The 20,189-nt window shown below is 61.4% G+C and carries 17 protein-coding genes; 7 read left to right on the top strand and 10 right to left on the bottom strand.

Annotated elements, in window-relative coordinates:
- The first annotated feature begins 47 nt into the window (after positions 1-47).
- Positions 48-2,252 (top strand): RNA degradosome polyphosphate kinase, encoded by a 2,205-nt coding sequence (locus RL_RS08285; protein ID WP_011651281.1) that lies wholly within the window; start codon positions 48-50, stop codon positions 2,250-2,252.
- Between the two features lie 12 nt (positions 2,253-2,264).
- Entirely contained in the window at positions 2,265-3,785 is a 1,521-nt protein-coding gene (ppx, locus tag RL_RS08290) for an exopolyphosphatase (RefSeq protein WP_011651282.1), read from the top strand.
- Positions 3,786-3,998: 213 nt separating this feature from the next.
- On the opposite strand, the gene RL_RS08295 is transcribed toward ppx, so the two are convergent.
- The gene (locus RL_RS08295) at positions 3,999-5,357 is read right to left on the bottom strand and encodes an esterase-like activity of phytase family protein (protein ID WP_011651283.1); all 1,359 of its coding nucleotides are present in this window, start codon (positions 5,355-5,357) and stop codon (positions 3,999-4,001) included.
- Between the two features lie 106 nt (positions 5,358-5,463).
- Entirely contained in the window at positions 5,464-6,525 is a 1,062-nt protein-coding gene (locus tag RL_RS08300; RefSeq protein ID WP_011651284.1) for an adenylate/guanylate cyclase domain-containing protein, read from the bottom strand.
- Here RL_RS08300 and RL_RS40990 point away from each other — a divergent pair.
- Entirely contained in the window at positions 6,524-6,649 is a 126-nt protein-coding gene (locus RL_RS40990) for a hypothetical protein (protein ID WP_261315752.1), read from the top strand. The two genes, RL_RS08300 and RL_RS40990, sit on opposite strands and share 2 nt — an antisense overlap.
- Before the next feature lie 52 nt (positions 6,650-6,701).
- Here the strand turns inward: RL_RS40990 and rnd are convergent, their stop codons facing one another.
- Both rnd and RL_RS08310 read right to left on the bottom strand, forming a co-directional pair.
- On the bottom strand, positions 6,702-7,847 hold the full coding sequence (gene rnd / locus RL_RS08305) for a ribonuclease D (protein WP_011651285.1): 1,146 nt from the start codon (positions 7,845-7,847) through the stop codon (positions 6,702-6,704).
- A gap of 164 nt (positions 7,848-8,011) precedes the next feature.
- Positions 8,012-9,403 carry a multicopper oxidase family protein gene (locus tag RL_RS08310; RefSeq protein ID WP_011651286.1) on the bottom strand — a complete coding sequence of 464 codons (1,392 nt, stop codon included), beginning with the start codon at positions 9,401-9,403 and terminating at the stop codon, positions 8,012-8,014.
- Positions 9,404-9,657: 254 nt separating this feature from the next.
- On the opposite strand from RL_RS08310, the gene aspS reads away from it, so the two are divergent.
- Entirely contained in the window at positions 9,658-11,448 is a 1,791-nt protein-coding gene (aspS, locus tag RL_RS08315) for an aspartate--tRNA ligase (protein ID WP_011651287.1), read from the top strand.
- A 62-nt stretch (positions 11,449-11,510) separates the two neighbouring features.
- Here the strand turns inward: aspS and RL_RS08320 are convergent, their stop codons facing one another.
- Positions 11,511-12,677 carry a serine hydrolase domain-containing protein gene (locus RL_RS08320; protein ID WP_011651288.1) on the bottom strand — a complete coding sequence of 389 codons (1,167 nt, stop codon included), beginning with the start codon at positions 12,675-12,677 and terminating at the stop codon, positions 11,511-11,513.
- A gap of 66 nt (positions 12,678-12,743) precedes the next feature.
- On the opposite strand from RL_RS08320, the gene RL_RS08325 reads away from it, so the two are divergent.
- A complete protein-coding gene (locus tag RL_RS08325) occupies positions 12,744-13,385 on the top strand; it encodes a TetR/AcrR family transcriptional regulator (protein ID WP_011651289.1) in 642 nt (213 codons plus the stop codon).
- 103 nt (positions 13,386-13,488) lie between these two features.
- On the opposite strand, the gene RL_RS08330 is transcribed toward RL_RS08325, so the two are convergent.
- Positions 13,489-14,676: a hypothetical protein gene (locus tag RL_RS08330; RefSeq protein WP_011651290.1), complete on the bottom strand. Its 1,188-nt coding sequence runs from the start codon at positions 14,674-14,676 to the stop codon at positions 13,489-13,491.
- A gap of 235 nt (positions 14,677-14,911) precedes the next feature.
- On the opposite strand from RL_RS08330, the gene parC reads away from it, so the two are divergent.
- Both parC and RL_RS08340 read left to right on the top strand, forming a co-directional pair.
- Positions 14,912-17,167 carry a DNA topoisomerase IV subunit A gene (gene parC / locus RL_RS08335; protein WP_011651291.1) on the top strand — a complete coding sequence of 752 codons (2,256 nt, stop codon included), beginning with the start codon at positions 14,912-14,914 and terminating at the stop codon, positions 17,165-17,167.
- A 211-nt stretch (positions 17,168-17,378) separates the two neighbouring features.
- Positions 17,379-17,837: an SRPBCC family protein gene (locus RL_RS08340; RefSeq protein WP_011651292.1), complete on the top strand. Its 459-nt coding sequence runs from the start codon at positions 17,379-17,381 to the stop codon at positions 17,835-17,837.
- Here the strand turns inward: RL_RS08340 and RL_RS08345 are convergent.
- From RL_RS08345 to RL_RS08360, 4 genes are read right to left on the bottom strand one after another with little or no spacing between them, the layout of a single operon-like run.
- Positions 17,821-18,216, bottom strand: a complete 396-nt coding sequence (locus tag RL_RS08345) for a type II toxin-antitoxin system death-on-curing family toxin (protein WP_011651293.1) — start codon at positions 18,214-18,216, stop codon at positions 17,821-17,823. The genes RL_RS08340 and RL_RS08345 overlap by 17 nt on opposite strands.
- A complete protein-coding gene (locus RL_RS08350; protein ID WP_003547144.1) occupies positions 18,216-18,437 on the bottom strand; it encodes an AbrB/MazE/SpoVT family DNA-binding domain-containing protein in 222 nt (73 codons plus the stop codon). Before RL_RS08350 ends, RL_RS08345 begins: the two co-directional genes overlap by 1 nt.
- 57 nt (positions 18,438-18,494) lie before the next feature.
- Entirely contained in the window at positions 18,495-19,382 is an 888-nt protein-coding gene (locus tag RL_RS08355; protein WP_011651294.1) for a DMT family transporter, read from the bottom strand.
- Positions 19,383-20,159 (bottom strand): arginyltransferase, encoded by a 777-nt coding sequence (locus RL_RS08360; protein WP_003547148.1) that lies wholly within the window; start codon positions 20,157-20,159, stop codon positions 19,383-19,385.
- Positions 20,160-20,189: the final 30 nt, after the last annotated feature.

Genomic DNA, 20,189 nt, shown 5'->3' on the forward strand with positions numbered 1-20,189 from the left:
AAACTGATATAATTGCCTTTGGCGATTGAAAACGGGGTAAGCGGACCATGGATAGCGCAGTCGCAGAACATCAGGAACTCACTCCGGAAATCAACGACAACACCCCCCCGCTGGAAGAGCTGCTCAAGAGCCCCGAGCGCTTCATTAACAGAGAATTCTCCTGGCTGCAGTTCAACCGCCGTGTCCTGGAAGAAACTTTGAATACCGAGCATCCGTTGCTCGAGCGTGTCCGCTTCCTGTCGATCTCGGCCGCCAACCTCGATGAGTTCTTCATGGTGCGTGTCGCCGGCCTCGAAGGCCAGGTACGCCAGAATATCGCCATCCGCAGCCCTGACGGCAAGACGCCGGCCGAGCAGCTCGACTCGATCCTGCAGGAGATCGACCATCTGCAGATGGAGCAACAGGCCTCGCTCGCCGTGCTGCAGCAATATCTCGCCAAGGAAGACATCCTGATCGTGCGCCCCGGCGCCCTGAGCGAGGGCGACCGCCAGTGGCTGGCCGCCGAGTTCGAACAGGCGATCTTCCCGGTGCTGACGCCGCTGTCGATCGATCCCGCCCATCCGTTCCCCTTCATTCCGAATCTCGGCTTCTCCATCGGTCTGCAGCTCGTCAGCAAGAACGGCCGCGAGCCGATGACGGCGCTGCTGCGCCTGCCGGTGGCGCTCGACCGCTTCGTCCGCCTGCCGGATGATGGAAACACAATCCGCTACATCACGCTGGAAGACGTCGCCAACATCTTCATCCATCGGCTCTACCCGGGTTACGAGGTGCAGGGCTCCGGTACGTTCCGCGTCATCCGCGACAGCGATATCGAAGTCGAGGAAGAGGCCGAGGATCTCGTCCGCTTCTTCGAAACGGCGCTGAAACGCCGCCGCCGCGGCAAGGTCATCCGCATCGAGACCGATTCGGAAATGCCGGCGTCGCTGCGCCAGTTCGTCGTCCAGGCGCTGAGCATCCCCGACAATCGCGTCGCCGTTCTGCCGGGTCTTCTGGCGCTGAACACGCTGTCGGAGATCACCAAGGCGCCGCGCGACGATCTGCGCTTTGCCCCCTACAATGCGCGATTTCCCGAGCGCGTCCGCGAACACGCCGGCGATTGCTTTGCCGCCATCCGCGAAAAGGACATGGTCGTCCATCACCCCTACGAATCCTTCGACGTGGTGGTCCAGTTTCTTCTCCAGGCTGCGCACGATCCTGACGTCCTGGCGATAAAGCAGACGCTTTACCGCACCTCCAACGACAGCCCGATCGTTCGCGCGCTGATCGATGCCGCCGAAGCCGGCAAGTCGGTGACGGCGTTGGTCGAGCTCAAGGCCCGCTTCGACGAAGAGGCGAACATCCGCTGGGCGCGTGACCTCGAACGCGCCGGCGTCCAGGTCGTCTTCGGCTTTATCGAGCTCAAGACCCACGCCAAGATGTCGCTGGTCGTCCGTCGCGAGGATGGCAAACTGCGCACCTATTGCCATCTCGGCACCGGCAACTATCACCCGATCACCGCGAAGATCTACACCGACCTTTCCTACTTCACCTGCAATCCCGTCATTGCCCACGACATGGCGAACATCTTTAACTTCATCACCGGTTACGGCGAGCCGGAACAGGGCATGCAGCTCGCGATCTCGCCCTATACGATGCGCTCGCGCATCCTGCGTCACATCGAGGAAGAGGTCCAGCACGCCAGGAACGGCGCACCGGCGGCGATCTGGATGAAGATGAATTCGCTTGTCGATCCCGATATCATCGACGCGCTCTATCGCGCCAGCCACGCCGGCGTCGAGATCGATCTCGTCGTGCGCGGCATTTGCTGCCTGCGTCCGCAGGTGCCCGGCCTTTCGGAAAAGATCCGCGTCAAGTCGATCGTCGGCCGCTTCCTCGAGCACAGCCGCATCTTCTGCTTCGGCAACGGCCACGGCCTGCCGTCCGACAAGGCACTGGTTTACATCGGCTCGGCCGACATGATGCCGAGGAACCTCGATCGTCGCGTCGAAACCATGGTTCCGCTGACAAATCCCACCGTTCACGAGCAGGTCTTGTCACAGATTATGCTCGGCAACGTGATTGACAATCAACAAAGCTACGAGATATTGCCCGACGGTACGTCGCGTCGCATGGAAGTGCGCAGGGGCGAAGAACCGTTCAATGCGCAGCAGTATTTCATGACCAATCCGAGCCTGTCAGGCCGTGGTGAAGCTCTGAAGTCCAGTGCGCCGAAGCTGATCGCCGGCCTGCTCGAAGGCCGCAACAACAAGTAAAACTGGACCTAAATGGTTGAATCTGAAGCCCAGGGGCGCCTTCCGGGGATCGCCCCGGTCTCCGTCGTCGATATTGGATCGAATTCGATTCGTCTTGTCGTTTACGAAGGCATGTCCCGTTCGCCGACCGTCCTCTTCAATGAAAAGGTCCTCTGCGGCCTCGGCAAGGGCGTAGCCCTTACCGGTAAGATGGATGAAGACAGCGTCAGCCGGGCTCTGGCGGCGCTGCACCGTTTCAAGGCTCTGTCCGACCAGGCGCGGGCTGCCACCATGTATGTGCTGGCGACGGCGGCCGCGCGCGAGGCGAGCAACGGTCCTGATTTCATCCATCAGGCAGAAACCATCCTGAACCGCAAGGTCCGCGTGCTCTCGGGCGAGGAAGAGGCGAAATTCGCCTCGCTCGGCGTCATCAGCGGTTTCTATAATCCTGACGGCATTGCCGGTGATCTCGGCGGCGGCTCGCTGGAGCTGATCGATATCAAAGGCAAGGAAGTCGGCAAGGGCATCACGCTGCCGCTCGGCGGCCTACGCCTGTCGGAATATGCCGGCGGCTCGCTTTCCAAGGCCCAGACCTTTGCCCGCAAGCAGCTGAAGACGGCAAAGCTGTTGTCGAAAGGCGAGGGGCGGACCTTCTACGCCGTCGGCGGCACCTGGCGAAACATTGCCAAGCTGCACATGGAAATCACCCATTATCCGCTGCACATGATGCAGGGCTATGAGGTGTCGCTCGAAGCGATGATGCTGTTCCTCGAACAGTTGGTGACCGCGCGCGATTCCAGGGAGCCGGCGCTGCAGGCCGTTTCCAAGCACCGCCGTTCACTGCTGCCCTTCGGCGCTATTGCCATGAAGGAGGTGTTGAGTGCGATGAAGCCGTCGGTGATTTCCTTCTCGGCGCAGGGTGTGCGCGAGGGATATCTTTATTCGCTGCTGTCGGAGTCCGAGCGCCGCCTGGATCCGCTGCTTGCCGCCGCTGGCGAACTGGCGATCCTGCGTGCCCGTTCGCCGGAGCATGCCCGCGAGCTGGCGGAATGGACCGGCCGCATGATGCCCCTCTTCGGCATCCAGGAAACCGACGAGGAAAGCCGCTACCGCCAGGCCGCCTGTCTGCTGGCCGATATCAGCTGGCGCGCCCATCCTGATTATCGCGGCCTGCAGGCGCTGAACGTCATTGCCCACTCTTCCTTCGTCGGTATCAGTCATCCCGGCCGCGCCTTCATCGCGCTTTCCAACTATTACCGTTTCGAAGGCCTGCATGACGACGGCGCCACCGGTCCGCTGGCGCAGATCGCCACGCCCCAGCTCATCGAGCGCGCCAAGGTGCTCGGCGGCATGCTGCGCGTCGTCTACCTCTTCTCGGCCTCGATGCCAGGCATCGTCAAGAACCTGACCTTCCGCAAATCGTCGAGCCCGGACCTCGACCTCGAATTCGTCGTGCCTCCCGAATACCGCGATTTCGCCGGCGAACGCCTGGACGGCCGCTTGCAACAGCTGTCGAGGCTCACGAACAAGCGGTTGGCGTTTCGGTTCGAATAGGTCTGCAGCGATTCAGCTCGGCTTGACGTTCAAGATGCGGGAAGCCCCTGCGCCCAGCCAATCTCCCCACCTGTGGGGTGTCCGAAGGACGGGTCGAGACGCGTGGCTCGACCCCGGGGCCGGCAGGGCAGAGGGGGCACACACGGCACAGCGTCAACGAAAAAGGCGCCGCCTTCGCGCCGCCCTCTGCATTTCAACCCGAGAATTCCGAACTTACTTCGCGTTCAAAAACTCGCCAACCTCAACCAGACTGAACTCGTTATTGTCGGCCTTGTCGACGGCGCGGCCGGCCGAAAAGGGCAGATTGTTGTCGTTGCCGATGATGATGTGCGTGGCGTCGACGCGATCGACGTTTTCGATCGTCACGAAGGGCATGTCGTAAACGCCGTCCTTGCTGCCGGCCTTCTTCTTGTTGTCGGGGTCCTGGATGTTCAGGAGATCGATATAGCCGATCTTGCGGACGGCCATGCCGACATTGGCATCGTTGAACTTGATCTTGTAGACGCGCTTCAGCACGGCCGGAGCTTCGAAGCAATCCGGCTTCGGCTGCTTCGGGTCGGCGCAGGCCTTGTCCGTCGTGCCGGCGCCGTTATCGCGCTCGATGACGAGAGCGGTCGTGTCGTCGAGCATGTTGAAGTCGCCGATCGACACACCCTTGTCCTCGAATGGATAGAGCCAGCTGCGGCCGGTCCACTTCTTCGAAGCGACATCGAACTCGATGACGCGGATGGCGGTGTGGCCGTCGATGGTTTCCACCGTGCCGTCATCCTTGTAGATGGCGCCTTCGAGCAGGCCGTAGAGCTTGGCGCCGTCCTTCGACATGGCGAGGCCTTCGAAGCCGCCGGAGCGCTTCAGATTGAAGACCGGCATCTTCGCAGCCGGGTTGGCCGGAACCGATATAAGCGGATTGTCGGGCGAAAGCACCGGCTTGCCGTCGAGCGTCGTTGGGATGACGTCGGTGAGGCGGCCTGATGTGTCGAACTTCAGGATGTAGGGACCGAATTCGTCGCCGATCCAGAAGCCATCGGCAACCGGCTGGATCGATTCGATGTCGAAGTCGGCGCCGGTGAGATAACGCGTATCGGTGCCTTCGAGAACGATCGGGAACGGAGCGATCTTGTTCGGATCGGAAAGGAAGAGGTTCTTGACGACTTCAGCCTTGTTGCCGGCCCAGTCGAACTTCATCTGGTGCAGGAAGAGCATGGAGTCCGACGAGTTGGACTTCGAGCCGAAGCCGTTGTCGGAGAGGGTCCAGAAGGTGCCGTCGGCCATCGTCTTGACGCCGGAGAAACCCTGGATCGGCTGGCCGTCGAAAGGAAGCTTCAGATCGGTGATGCGGGCGCTGTCCTTACCGGGAACGGTGCCGAGCGCTTCGGTGCGCTTGCGGTCCGGCGTCGTAAACTTGCCGGAATGCTTGAGGAATTCGGGGGCATCGGCCGGCGCCGGAACCATGGTGTTGGCAGGCAGGATCGCCTGGCCCGCGAGTTTGGCCGGGAACTGCTGCTGGTCGGCCGAAGCGGCGCCCGTGACCAGGATGAAAAGCGATACGGAAGCAAAAAGGACGTTCTTCATAATATCCCCGTGGAACGGATTGCAAAGGCCTTCCGCTTAGCAGGGCTTCCGTGTCAGCGAATTGACGGTTGGGTGAAGCTTTGGTGACGTCCGGTGTAGTCGTTGCTCAGCCGTGCAGTATGACCGCCTGCGTGTTCAGCACGGTGACCGCGCGCGAGGAGAGCGCCATGACGCCGAGCGCCTGGCCGCGTCCCTTCACGGCATGGGTGCCGAGATCCTCGCAGGATATGTCGTCGGGAAATTTCATGCGCCGGGCAAGCTCGCTGGAAATCAGAATCGATCTGTTCAGACTGCGGCAGAGCGTCTCCAACCGGGCGGTGGTGTTCACCGTATCGCCGAAATAGCTGATCTTATGATGATCGACACCGATTTCGGCGGTGATGATCTCGCCGCCGTGAAGGGCGGCACGGAGCTTCGGCACCTGCCCGTAATTTTTCCGCCAGCCGGCGGCATTGGCGTCGATGTCGGCAAGGATATCGAAGATGCAGCGCACACAACGCGCATTCTTGACGCCGCGGGCAAGTGGCCAGGTGATGATCGCCGCATCGCCGACATAGTCGTTGATCATGCCCTTGTGGCGCCTGACCGGCTCGGCGAAGGTTGCAAACAGCGAGCTCAGCAGCTGTTGCGCCCTGAGGTCGCCGTGCTTTTCGGCAAAAGCCGTCGAATCGACGAGGTCGATGAACAGGAAGACGCGCTCCTCCTTGACCGGATTGCGGTAGCGGCTGATGAGCATGCTGAGAAAAACTTCACGACCAAGCAGTTCTCGCACACGCAAGACGAAGATCAGCATCGTGCAGACCGCCAGCGCATAGACGAAGACTTCGAACGGCATGATGACGAGGTCGAGAAGCGACACCGGCTTCACCATGCCGAGCGACCAGAGCAGCAGGCCGGCGCAGGCAAAGCCGATGCTCATCAGGATTTCGTAGATCAGCAGTTCGGTGAGGATGAAGGCGAAGGTCGGCAGCTTCTGGATGCGCCTGTAAAGCGTCCGAAACAGCACCTTGCGCTCGAAGGCGAGGATCGGCATGCCGATGAAGAGCGCGAAGATCGCCCCGATGATCGGCGTCTGATTGGAGTAGAACATCAGATCATAGACGACGCCGCTGGCCGCAAGAACGATCGTGATCAGGATCCAATTCTGTGTCGGAGATATTTCCCGCATGCCGCCTCTGCGCCGTGATGTTTCCTCTGCCATTGTTTCAGGCGGGAAAAAACCGTCAAGCGATTTCGAAATTGCAGCGCCGCGCGTCTTTTTCAGACGCGCGGCGCTGCAGCACTTTGATTGACTGCCTAATCTATCCTCAAATCGATGCCGATTTAAGGCGTGATGCAGCCGCCTCAGAGGCTGACGGTTTCGACCTTTCGGTCGACGAAGCGCAGAGCGATCGCGCCCTGGATCAGTTGCAGTGCCGGCTCGCCGAAAAGATCGCGCCGCCAGCCGTGCAGGGCAGCGACTTCGGCCTTCTCGCCCTCGGCGGCGATCTTGTCGAGATCTTCGCTATTGGCGATCACCTTCGGCGCCACGCCGTGTTTTTCCGAAATCAGCTTCAGCAGCACCTTCAACAATTCGACGGCAGCAGCGGCCCCTTCGGGCGCCTGCGCTTGGCGTGGCACATGCGGCATATCGGCCTTCGGTAGAGCAAGCGCGGTGTTGACGGCTTCGATGACAGCGGCGCCGGAAGTCGAGCGCTCCCAACCCTTCGGAACGGTGCGCAGACGGCCGAGCGCCTCGGTGTCCTTGGGCTGCTGCTGGGCGATCTCGTAGATCGCATCATCCTTCAGCACCCGCGAACGCGGCACGTTGCGGGCCCGCGCCTCGCGTTCGCGCCAGGCGGCGACATATTTCAGGATCGCCAGCTCCTGCGGCTTGCGCAGGCGCATCTTCAGCCGCTGCCAGGCATCGTCTGGATGCATGTCGTAGGTTTCGCGCGACTCGAGAATGTCCATTTCCTCGGAGAGCCAGGAGCTGCGGCCTTCGCGATCGAGTTCCGCCTTCAGCGACAGGTAGACGTCGCGCAGGTGGGTGACGTCAGCCAGCGCATAATCCAGCTGCTTGTCCGACAGCGGCCGGCGGCTCCAGTCGGTGAAGCGCGACGACTTGTCGATGTGGACGTTCTTGATGCGGCTGACCAACTGGTCATAGGAGACGCTGTCGCCGAAGCCGCAGACCATGGCGGCGACCTGCGTGTCGAAGATCGGATGCGGAATGAGATTGCCGCGATTGAAGATGATTTCGATGTCCTGGCGCGCCGCGTGAAAGACCTTCAGCACCTTCGTATCGGCCATCAGCTCGAAGAAGGGGGCGAGATCGATGCCCTTGGCCAGCGGATCGACGAGAACTTCCGTCGTCGGGCTTGCCATCTGGATCAGGCAGAGTTCCGGCCAGAAGGTCGTTTCGCGCAGGAATTCGGTGTCGATGGTGATGAAGTCGGACTTGGCCAGCTCTTTGCAGGCGGCCGCCAAATCGGCGGTGGTTTGGATCATATCATTTCATTCGCAAGGAAAAGGTCGGTTAAACCTTCCTTCTCCTTTCGGTTCGATATGTCAATACAACAGCATACGCTTCGAGCATTGCTGGCTAAGAATCACGTCCAAACTGAGGCAAGGCGCGATGCACGGCGGCAATCGCGGTGAAAGTGCAGGCAGTCTCAGCTGACCCTGAGATAGCTCGTCATCCCCGTCTTCTGGTGTTCGATGATATGGCAATGCAGCAGCCAGTCGCCGGGATTGTCGGCGACGAAGGCAAGCTGCACCTTCTCGTCCGGCTGGATGAGATAGGTATCGGCGACCAGCGGCATTACCTCCCGCGTCGAGGAGGAGATTGCCGTGAAGCTCATCCCGTGCAGATGGATCGGATGGGCATGCGGCGTGGTATTCTCCAGATTGAAGACATAGCTCTTGCCGAGTTTCAATTCCGCAAGCGGCGCCGTCGGATCGGGCGTGTCGCCTGGCCAGGGCACCTTGTTGATGGCCCAGAAACTGTAGCCGAGCGTGCCGCAGATGCTTTCGACGCTAGCATTCTCGGCCGTGGCGCTCAGCACCAGCGGGATCTGCTCGGCAGTGGTTAGATCGGCCTTCGGGACGGGATTGTCGACAAGCGGCCCAAGATCGCCGATGGCGCGCTTCAACGATGATCCGACCGCGCGCAGGCTGGCGATCGTCTTCGGCGCCGTGCCACGGATATCCTCGAGCGTCGCGACCGCACCTTCGCCATCCGGCATGCGCACGGCAAGATCGAGCCGTTGACCCGGTCCGATCTGCAGGAGGTCGAGGGAAAAACGCTTCGGCACCGGATTGCCGTCGATCGCGATGACGATGGCCTCGGCGCCTTCCATCTTCAGTGAGAAGATCCGCGTCACGTCGGTCACGGCGATGCGCAGCCGAACCAGCCCGCCGGCCGGCGCGTCGTATCGCGGCTCCTGATGCCAGTTGGCGGTGCGCACAGTGCCGTAGGTGCCGGTCTTGGCAGCGTCGCGTGGCCGGAAGGGGGCGATGAATTGTCCGTTGCCGCCGAGCCGCCAGTCGCGCAGGTTCAACACCACCTCGGCATCGAATTGTGGATCGGCCGGATCTTCGACGACGATGACGCCGGTCATGCCGTGCCCCATCTGCGTCAGCGTGTTGCAATGCGGATGATACCAGAAGGTGCCGGCATCGGGCGGTGTGAAGGCATAGTCGAAGCTGTCACCGGTATAGACGTAGGGCTGCGTCATGAACGGCACGCCGTCCATGCTGTTGTCGATGCGAAGCCCGTGCCAATGGATCGTCGTCGGCTCGTCGAGCTCGTTTTTCAGCCGCGCCGCATAGGGTCGCCCCTTCCTCATCCTGAGAATCGGCGGCATGCCGTCATGGCCCCAGCTCATGATATCCCTGGTCGGTCCCGCCTCGGTCAGCATGGCTTCGGTCTTCACCGCCGTCAGCAGCTGCGGTTCGGGAGCAGCCTCGGCAAACCCGAATTTACCGGCAATGCCGATGCCGATGCCATAGGCACCCGCAACAGCGGATGCCTTAAGAAGGTTGCGTCGGCTAAGGAGAGGCATGCGGATGCTCCACGGTGAGAATGCCGATCCTTTTAAAGTTGACCGGCATCTTCATCAATACAGGAAGCGTAGCCAAACTGCCGCAGCATACCGGTCGCAGCCTCGCCATAAACGCGTGTCAAACGCCGAGCCGCGCGCGCCAAGCCTTGACAAATCGGAGCGTCCATGCGCTTTTCCGCCCGATTTTCTTGTCGGCGCTTGAGGGTCTTGGAACCCTTGCTGCCGTCTTAAGCCACATGCCAGGATTTGAGATCATGCATCGCTATCGCAGCCACACATGCGCCGCCCTCCGCAAGTCGGATGTCGGCTCGACCGTCCGTATCTCCGGCTGGGTTCACCGCGTTCGCGACCATGGCGGCGTTCTCTTCATCGATCTTCGCGACCACTACGGCATCACCCAGGTCGTTGCCGATCCCGACAGCCCGGCCTTCCAGATGGCGGAAACCGTGCGCGGCGAGTGGGTCATCCGTATCGACGGCCTCGTCAAGGCCCGCACCGAAGACACCGTCAACAAGACCATGGCAACAGGCGAAATCGAGCTCTACGCACAGGAGATCGAAGTCCTCTCCGCCGCCAAGGAATTGCCGCTGCCGGTCTTCGGCGAGCCGGACTATCCCGAAGACGTCCGCCTGAAGTATCGCTTCCTCGATCTTCGCCGCGAAACGCTGCACCGGAACATCGTCAAGCGCACCCAGGTCATCTCGGCCATGCGCCGCGAAATGGGCAATGTCGGCTTTACGGAGTACACGACGCCGATCCTGACGGCCTCCTCGCCGGAAGGCGCGCGCGACTTCCTCGTGCCGTCGCGCATCCATCCCGGCACTTTCTATGCGCTGCCGCAGGCGCCGCAGCAGTACAAGCAGTTGCTGATGGTTGCCGGCTTCGACCGCTACTTCCAGATCGCGCCGTGCTTCCGCGACGAAGACCCGCGCGCCGATCGCCTGCCGGGCGAATTTTACCAGCTCGACCTCGAAATGAGCTTCGTCACCCAGGAAGACGTCTGGAACACGATGGGCCCGCTGATGACCTCGATCTTCGAGGAATTCGCCGAAGGCAAGCCGGTCACTAAGGAATGGCCGCGCATCCCCTATGACGAAGCGATCCGCAAATATGGCTCCGACAAGCCCGATCTGCGCAACCCGATCGTCATGCAGGCCGTGACCGAGCATTTTGCCGGCTCGGGCTTCAAGGTTTTCGCGGGCATGATCGCCTCCAACCCGAAGGTCGAGATCTGGGCTATTCCGGCCAAGACCGGCGGTTCAAGAGCGTTCTGCGATCGCATGAATGCCTGGGCGCAGTCGACCGGTCAGCCTGGCCTCGGCTACATCTTCTGGCGCAAGGAAGGTGACAAGCTCGAGGGCGCCGGCCCGCTTGCAAAGAACATCGGCGAGGAGCGCACCGACGCGATCCGTACCCAGCTCGGCCTCGATGACGGTGACGCCTGCTTCTTCGTTGCGGGCGATCCGGCGAAGTTCTACAAGTTTGCCGGTGAAGCCCGCACCAAGGCCGGCGAAGAGCTGAACCTTGTCGATCGCGACCGTTTCGAACTCTGCTGGATCGTCGACTTCCCGTTCTTCGAATGGAGCGAGGAAGACAAGAAGGTCGATTTCGCCCACAACCCGTTCTCGATGCCGCAGGGCGGCCTCGATGCGCTTCAGAACCAGGATCCGCTGACGATCAAGGCGTTCCAGTATGACGCCGTCTGCAACGGTTTCGAAATCGCCTCGGGCTCGATCCGTAACCAGTCGCCGGAAACCATGGTCGCCGCCTTCGAGAAGGTCGGCCTCAGCCAGCAGGATGTCGAGGACCGTTTCGGCGGCCTCTACCGCGCCTTCCAGTACGGCGCCCCCCCGCATGGCGGCGCCGCCTTCGGTATCGACCGTATCGTCATGCTGCTCGTCGGCGCGAAGAACCTGCGCGAAATCTCGCTGTTCCCGATGAACCAGCAGGCCCAGGACCTGTTGATGGGCGCCCCGAGCCCGGCAGCGCCGACACAGTTGCGCGAACTCTCGATCCGGCCGATCCCGCCGGTCAAGAAAGACTGAGATCGTCTGATCCCAAATGCAAAAGCCCGGTAATTGCCGGGCTTTTCTGTTGGTTCGGTCGCTCACAATGCCGCGTAGATCGCCTCGCGAAGATCGACTGTGAACTTGCCCCACATGCCCTCCAGCGTCGTGTTGGTCAGCGCAACGACGGTCAACCCGTTGACCGGATCGATGAACCAGCTATGGCCGTAGACGCCGCCCCACTTCAGCGTGCCCTTGGGGAAGGGGACGCCTGCCTCGGCCGGATTGGTGATAACAGACCAGCCGAAGCCAAAGCCGGAGCCGGGCTCGTGCTGCTGGCGCTGGCCGTCTGCCTGGTCCGTCGTCATCATCCCTACGGTTTCGGTCGAGAGCAGCGGTGCGCCGCCCCTACGGATGGTGTCGAGTATGGCCAGGATATCACCCGCCGTTCCCGCCATGCCGGCGCCGCCCGAATGATAGGAGGCCGGGTGGAAGATGCGGTTCGGCGCGAAGCGGATGGGACCCATCAGCGACATCACCAGCGCAGTCTCGCCCATCAGCGCCGGATCGGGTGAAGCGTCCATATAGGCCGCTGCCAGCCGGCTGCGGTCGCGAACCGAAAACGCGGTATCGGCAAGGCCAAGCGGTTTCGTCACCAGTTCAGCAACGGCCTCGCCCAGCGGCACGCTGGTTTCCGCCTCGATGACGCCGCCCAGAACATCCATGGCGACGGAATATTGCCAGTCGCTGCCCGGCGCGAAGCGCAGTGGCGCGCTGGCGATCCGCCGCAGGTTCTCGGCCAGCGGCAGTCCCGGTTCGTCGAGGCCGTCGGAAACGCCGGCGCGGGTATAGGCATCGTCCCCTTCGAAGAAGCTGTAGCTGAGGCCGGACGTATGGGTCAGCAGGTGGCGGATGCGAATGATCGCTTCGCTGCCGTCAGGCAGCCTCGGTTGAAAGTCCGGCAGCCACCTCGTCACCGGGTCGTCGAGTCCGATTCTTCCCTGCTCGACGAGCCGCATCGCAGCGATGGTGACGATTGGCTTGGTGATGGAGGCAAGCCTGAAAATGGTGTCCTCGCGCATCGGCAGACCGTTTTCGCGGTCGGCGAGGCCGGCGGCGCGGCGATGGACGATCTCTCCGTCGCGGGCGATAAGCACCACCGTTCCCACAAGCCGATTGTCGTCGAGAGCGCTTGTGATGGCCGCATCGACTGCTGCTGCAAGCGATGAATTCCTGTCGGCGTCTGCCGTTTCGAGGGGAAGACTCATCAGATTAAACCTTCTATAATCACAATGACCGTTCCTGAATATAGAAGGTCGTTTCGAATTTCTAGAGTGATCATTGTGAAAAATAGACGAGACGTGGAAAATTCTACCGCCCGCCGCCGCGGCCGTCCGCCGGCCTTCGACCGCGAGACCGTTCTCTCGGCTGCCCGCGAAACCTTCTGGGCGCATGGATATGAGGGCGCCTCGATCGCCGATCTCACCGCCGCCATGGGCATCACGCCGCAAAGCCTCTATGCCGCCTTCAACTCGAAGGCCGATCTCTATCGCGCCGCGCTGGAGCAATACCGAGGGCTGGGCTCCGACACGTTTTCCGCACTCGGCGAACCGATCGACACCGTCTCCGCCTTCGAGCGCATATTGCGGGGCTCGGCGGCGATTTTCTCGGCGCCGGAGCATCCGAAAGGCTGCATGATCTCGACGGCTGTGCTGAACTGCGCCAGTGAGAACGCCGTGATCGCCGACCATGTTGCAGCGATGCGCCGTCGGTCGCTGGACGCTTTCACCGCGAGGATCGAGCGTGGCATCCGCGAGGGCGATATGAAGCCAGAGACGAACCCGCGCGCGCTGGCACGGTTCCTCGGTGCCATCATCCAGGGCATGTCGGTGCAGGCGAGGGACGGCGCATCGATGGAGGAATTGCTTGATATCGCAGTCCTCGCCATCGTCGAGGTCGCCCGTCATCGCGCCTGAAAACGAAAAGGCCCGGCAGTCCGTGAACTGCCCCCGAAAGTTGGACGTCAACCTTTGGGGCAGTTCACTACTGCCGGGCCTTTTCGTCGCGAGATCGAAGCGATCAGTCGTTGGCGGTAACCTTGACGCCAAGCACTTGCGGAAGCGTGTTCGGAGCGCCCATGGCGGCGCCCACGATTGTTGGGAACGGAACCGGCTTTTCAGGAGCGGCCTTGACGGTCAGGCTCTTCGGATCGTCGAGGAAGGTGTTGACGGCAGCCGAAACGGCGTTCTGCAGTTCCGGAATATTGAGCTGTGCCAGCATGATCGGCGTCATCGCCTTCAGCGAATCCGCCATCTGCTTGCCGGATATGTTCTGTTGCGCGCCGGCATAATCGAGCGCGCGCTTGGTGATCGAGGCATCTTCGAAGCGCACCTGCGCGGCCTCGAAGGACAGCTGCTGCATCAGGCCAAGCATGGCAAGACCGAGCGCCTGCTGCGATTCTTCCTTGTTCGGGTTGGCTTCGGATTGCTTCATCGCATCCTGCAGCGACTTCACGAAGGGCATCGTGTAGCCCGAGATCTTGAAGCCAAGGTTCAGCTTGCCGATGTTGGTGAAGTCGAAGGCGAATTCCGAAATGTCGATCGTGCCGGGGGCAAGTTCCCAGGCGCCCTTCATGGTGATGTCGCCCTGGATGTGCTGCAGGGCTAGCTTCTCGATCGCGTCCTTGCTCTGCGGATCCTCAGCCTTGCTGAGATCGGCCTTCATGCTTTTGAAGGCGCCGTCGAAATCGAAGCCGGATTCGTCTTCGCGCAGCGTCAGGTTGACGTTGCTTTCAAGCACCGAGAACAATTCCGCCCCATCCTTGACCACCTTCAGCGGGCCGGTATGGGCGGTTTCGTACAGCATCATGGTATCGAGCGTGTCGCCGCCCGGCGTTGCCGGGATCGAGATGCCGCCGAGCGTCAGCTCCTGCGCCGTGACTGTGACGCCGTCTTTCGTGGTGTTGATATCGGGGAAGGCGGCCTCTTCGATGTAATAGCCGCCATCCTCGTCTTCTTCGACGCCGGAAAGGGTGACTTCGCCAACGGCCAGGCTTTCGCCGCCGGCAGATTTGACGCTGACATTCTTCAGCGTCGCGGTCGTGCCGTCGATATCGACGCTGTCAGCCGAAATCGTTCCGCCTTGTGCGGCATAGGCGGCATTGAGCTTCTTCAGCAGATCGGCGCCGTCGAGAGCGAAAGCCGAGCCGGCAAGCGATAAAAAGGCTGCGCTCGATAGCATCAGCCGCGTTGTCCGGTAAAAGTTCATGGGGTGATTCCTCTGGTGGCGTGGTGGCGGTTGGAAATCTGCAGTGACGCTACTACGGATTGGGCCTGCTTTATATTTGCCGACCGCTAAATTTTTGTTGAGAGGAACGGCAAACGAAGTCCAAATTGCGGCGGAGCGTTTGTCTCATCCTTTGATGTCGGTCCGAAGACTTCATCCACAGCTGCAATGGCCCCGATTCCTTGCCCGCCGGCCTCTTCTGAGCTAGTCAGAACCTATGGGACAAGAGATTTTGCCGCCTTCAGGCGGAGACGATGATCACATCCAGCCGGTCGACCTCAAGGCGGCGCTCGAGCAGCGTTACCTTGCCTACGCGTTGTCGACCATCATGCACCGCGCCCTGCCTGACGTGCGCGACGGGCTGAAGCCTGTCCATCGCCGCATTGTCTACGCGATGAACGAGATGGGGCTGAGGCCGAACTCGGCCTTCAGGAAATGCGCCAAGATCGTCGGCGAGGTGATGGGTAACTACCATCCGCACGGCGACCAATCGATTTACGACGCGCTTGCCCGTCTCGCCCAGGATTTCTCGCAGCGCTACACGCTGGTCAACGGCCAGGGCAATTTCGGCAATATCGACGGCGATAGCCCCGCCGCCATGCGTTACACCGAATCGAAGATGACGGCCGTCTCCGAACTGCTGCTCGAAGGCATCGATCAGGATGCCGTCGATTTCCGCGACACTTACGACGAATCGAATTCCGAGCCGGTCGTCCTTCCCGGCGCCTTCCCGAACCTGCTCGCCAACGGCTCCTCCGGCATCGCCGTCGGCATGGCGACCTCGATCCCGTCGCACAATGCCCACGAGCTTTGCGACGCCGCCCTGCATCTGATCAAGCATCCCGACGCGACCGTCGAAAAGCTCGTCGAATTCATTCCCGGCCCGGATTTCCCCACCGGCGGCATTATTATCGACAACCGCGAAAGCATCATCGAGAGCTACCGCACCGGCCGCGGCGGTTTCCGCGTGCGGGCGAAATGGCAGACGGAAGATCTCGGCCGCGGCGGTTACCAGATCGTCATCACCGAAATTCCCTTCCAGGTGCAGAAATCGCGGCTGATCGAGAAAATCGCCGAGCTGCTGATCGCCCGCAAGCTGCCGCTGCTGGAAGATATCCGCGACGAATCGGCCGAAGACATTCGTGTCGTGCTGGTGCCGAAGACCCGCAGCGTCGATCCGACGATCCTGATGGAATCGATGTTCAAGCTGACGGAGCTCGAAAGCCGCTTCCCGCTCAACATGAACGTGCTCTCCATGGGCCGCATCCCGCGGGTCATGGCGCTGAACGAGGTGTTGAAGGAGTGGCTGGACCACCGGCGCGAAGTTCTGCAGCGCCGTTCGCGCTTCCGTCTGGCGGCGATCGACAGGCGCCTCGAAATCCTCAGCGGCCTGCTGGTCGCCTACCTCAACATCGACGAGGTCATCCGCATCATCCGCGAGGAGGACGAGCCGAAGCCGGTGATGATGGCGCGCTGGGATCTCACCGACAATCAGGTCGAGGCGATCCTCAATATGCGGTTGCGCGCCTTGCGCAAGCTGGAAGAGTTCGAGATCCGCAAGGAATTCGACGAACTCACCAAGGAGAAGGGCGAGATCGAGGCGTTGCTTTCCTCCGACGACAAGCAGTGGCAGACGGTCGCCTGGGAAATCGGCGAAGTGAAGAAGAAATTCGCCAAGGCGACCGAGGTCGGCCGCCGCCGCACCCAGTTCGCCGACGCGCCCGAGACCGACGAGGAAGCAATCCAGCAGGCGATGATCGAGAAGGAACCGATCACCGTCGTCATTTCCGAAAAGGGCTGGATCCGCGCGCTGAAGGGCCACATCGCCGATACGGCGGCGCTGACCTTCAAGGAAGGCGACGGCTTGAAGATCGCCTTCCCGGCGCAGACCACGGACAAGATCTTGATCGTCACCACAGGCGGCAAGGCCTTCACGCTTGGCGGTGACAAGCTGCCGGGCGGTCGCGGCCACGGCGAGCCGCTGCGCATCATCGTCGATATGGATAACGACCAGGCGGTGCTGACCGCTTTCGTCCATGATCCCTCGCGCAAGCAGCTGATCGTCTCGACCGCCGGCAACGGCTTCGTCGTTCCGGAGGCCGAGCTGGTTGCCAATACCCGCAAGGGCAAGCAGATCATGAATGTCGGGCTGCCCGAGGAAACGCAGCTGCTCGTGCCCGTCAGCGGCGACCATGTCGCCGTCGTCGGCGAAAACCGCAAGCTGCTGGTCTTCCCGCTGGCGCAGGTGCCGGAAATGTCGCGCGGCAAGGGCGTGCGTCTCCAGCGTTACAAGGATGGCGGCATTTCCGACGTCCGCTGCTTCGCGATATCAGATGGCCTCGTCTGGGAAGACAGCGCCGGCCGCACCTTCACGAAGAGCAAGGACGAACTCGTCGAGTGGCTGGCCGATCGCGCCACTGCCGGTCGCACCGTGCCGAAGGGCTTCCCGCGCAGCGGCAAATTCGCTGGCTGAGGCACGACAGCGCCGCGCGTCTTTTCAGACGCGCAAGGGGCATTGTAAAACTTAGATGCAGTAAATTCCGCGCCCGACTCTTGGCGGGCGCGACAATTCCTCTATTTCAATCCTGTTAGCAAAAATATGAGCAGGCCGGCTCCGGAGGCGGACGGAATGGCCGCAGGCCGCGCACGGGAGGAGTGTGCGCGCCGTTACCGGAGGAAAATCGATGCCCGCCAGCACCATCAAACTGCATGTCAGCCACACCTATAGGGTGCCGCCCGCCGTCGTCTACGACGCCTGGCTCAATCCCGAAATCGCCCGCCGCTTCCTGTTTGCGACCGATGACGGTCACGTCATCCGCGCCGATATCGATCCGCGTGTCGGCGGCCGTTTCTTCGTCGTCGACCGCCGCCCGACCGGCGACGCCTTTCATCAGGGCGTTTTCCTGGAGTTGAAGCGCCCGCAACGCATGGTCTTCAGTTTTTCCGTCGAGGAGCATGACCACAATTGCGACCGTGTCGAAATCAACATCGAGCCTCTTGGCGGCGGCAGCCGTTTGACGCTGACCCACGAAATGTGCGCCGAATGGGCCGAGCACGAGGAAAAGACCCGGCGAGGCTGGGCGCATGTGGTCGAGGGGCTTGGCAGGGAACTGGAGCAGCAGCAGTTCAAGGCGACGGGTTGAGCGGTATGCTGAAATCTCGAAGGAAGCGGGTCGCACCTTCTTCGTCGATCTCGCCGGCGGCTACCGCAAGAACGAAAGCGTAGAGATTGGCATCGGTCGTTTCGATCTCGTAGCCATTTTCGAGAAGGAACACAGCGGCGCTTACGATCGCGATCCGCTTGTTGCCGTCGACGAATGCACGGTTGCGGGCAAGGCCAAAAAGATAGGCGGCGGCGAATTCGATGACGCCGTCGCAGCCGTAATTTGCCTTGTGTACAGGCCGGCCGAGAGCAGATTCCAGCGCGCCTTCGTCACGCAGTCCTGCGAGACCACCGAAGCGCTCGATCTGCATTTTCTGCAGGCTCTCCACCAATGGTCTCGTCAGGAATTTGAAGGCCATTATTCGGCCAGCTTTTTCAAGGCGACCTTATACTTGTCCATGAAATATCGAGCTGCCTCGAGCTGACGAGACAAATCCTCATCGGCCGGCTTCAAAGTGATGCCGCCGTTTTCCATCTGCAATTCCAGTGAATCGCCGGTCTTCAATCCAAGTCGGTCGAGGGTTTCCTTAGGGATGATAATACCCTCGGAATTTCCGATCTTGCGGATCGTGACGTTCATCGTTTTGTCCTCTGTGGTAACGGAGTTATAACACGAGGTCGAGCAAGCGACAACGTCCTAGCCTGCCATTTGAGCGATGCTTTTCCTCCGCACGATCCAGACGGAATGGGCTGCGATCGCCGCCACCAGGATGCCGCCGCCGACCAGCGTCATCGGCGCCGGCGTTTCCGCAAAGATCAGCCAGACCCAGATCGGCGCGAGCACGGTTTCGAGCAGGTAGAACATGCCGACCTCCGGCGCGGAGAGGTAACGCGGCCCGGTCGCCAGACACCAGAAGGCGAGCGGCATCATGACCGCGCCGTTGAAGAGAATCCAGGCGGGATGCTCGATCGAAAAACCGCCTGCCGGCATGACCGAGATCAGGCCGATCGCCGCCGGTAGCACCGTCGAAAGCAGCGAGACGAAGCCCATCTCCCGGCGGGATGCGCGACTGATGGTGATGGCGGCGGCAATGATGAAGGCGGTGAGAAGGGCCATGGTGTCGCCGAAGAGATGGCCGCCCGAAAGCCCGTCCCGCACGATCAGGCCGACGCCGAAGATCATCGCCGCCATGGCGATCAGCGTTGCCGGCGCTGGCCGCTCCTTGAGAAAAATCCAGGAAAGCAGGGCGGCGAACATCGGATTGAAGGCGACGATAAAAACGACATTGGCCGTCGACGTGTTGAAAACGGCGAGAAGGAAGACCACCGTCGTCAGCCCGTAGAGCAGACCGGTGACGAGGCCCGGCCAGCCCGGCACCAGCACTGGCCATCGCCCCTTGGCGATCCTGAGCGCCGTTGCCACCAGCAGCGTCACGCCAAGGGTCGCGATGCTTCTCGCGGCCAGGATCGACCACAGCTCGCCGTCGGCGAGCCGCATCAGCGGGATATCCACGGAAAGCGCCAACCCGCCGATCGCCGTCAGCAGCAGGCCCTTCCGATGGTCGGAAAGAGCGGTGGGGAACATTCAGTCGTGGGTGCTCTCGGGCATGGATGAGGGATCGAAACGTTCCCAGCCGCGCGGGGTCAGATGCTCCTGCGGCTGGAAGCGCGTCTTGTAGTCCATTTTCCGCGACCCTTGCACCCAGTAGCCGAGGTAGACATGCGGCAGTCCCAGCGCTTTCGTGCGCCTGACATGATCGAGAATCATGAAGGTGCCGAGCGAACGCTGCTCGAGTGCCGGATTGAAATAGGAATAGACCATCGACAGCCCGTCGCTCATCGTATCGGTGAGGGCGGCGGCAAGCAGCTCGCCCTTCGGACGCTGCTCCAGTCCTGAACCTTCCTCACGCCGGCGGTATTCGATGATTCTCGTATTCACATGCGTGTCTTCCACCATGATGGCATAGTCGAGCACGGTCATGTCGGACATGCCACCCTGCTGGTGGCGAAAATCGAGATAGCGTCGGAAGAGCGAATATTGTTCGCTGGAAGGCTGGGCTGCGAATTCGGTGGCGATGACGTCGGAATTGGCAGCAAGCACCCGCTTCATCGATTTCGTCGGCTCGAATTCCTGGGCGAGAATTCTGACGGAAACGCAGGCGCGACAGGATTCGCAGGCCGGGCGATAAGCGATGTTCTGCGAGCGGCGGAAACCGCCCTGCGTGAGGATGTCGTTCATCTCGGCGGCGCGCGGGCCGACCAGATGGGTGAACACCTTGCGCTCCATCTCATGCGGCAGGTAAGGACACGCAGCCGGGGCCGTCAGATAAAACTGCGGGGATGGCGTCGTCTGCGTATTCATTTGTCGCGGAAATTTCCCTGTCGAGACCGT

Origin of the sequence: Rhizobium johnstonii 3841, from assembly GCF_000009265.1 — a bacterium.
Classification (GTDB): domain Bacteria; phylum Pseudomonadota; class Alphaproteobacteria; order Rhizobiales; family Rhizobiaceae; genus Rhizobium; species Rhizobium acaciae.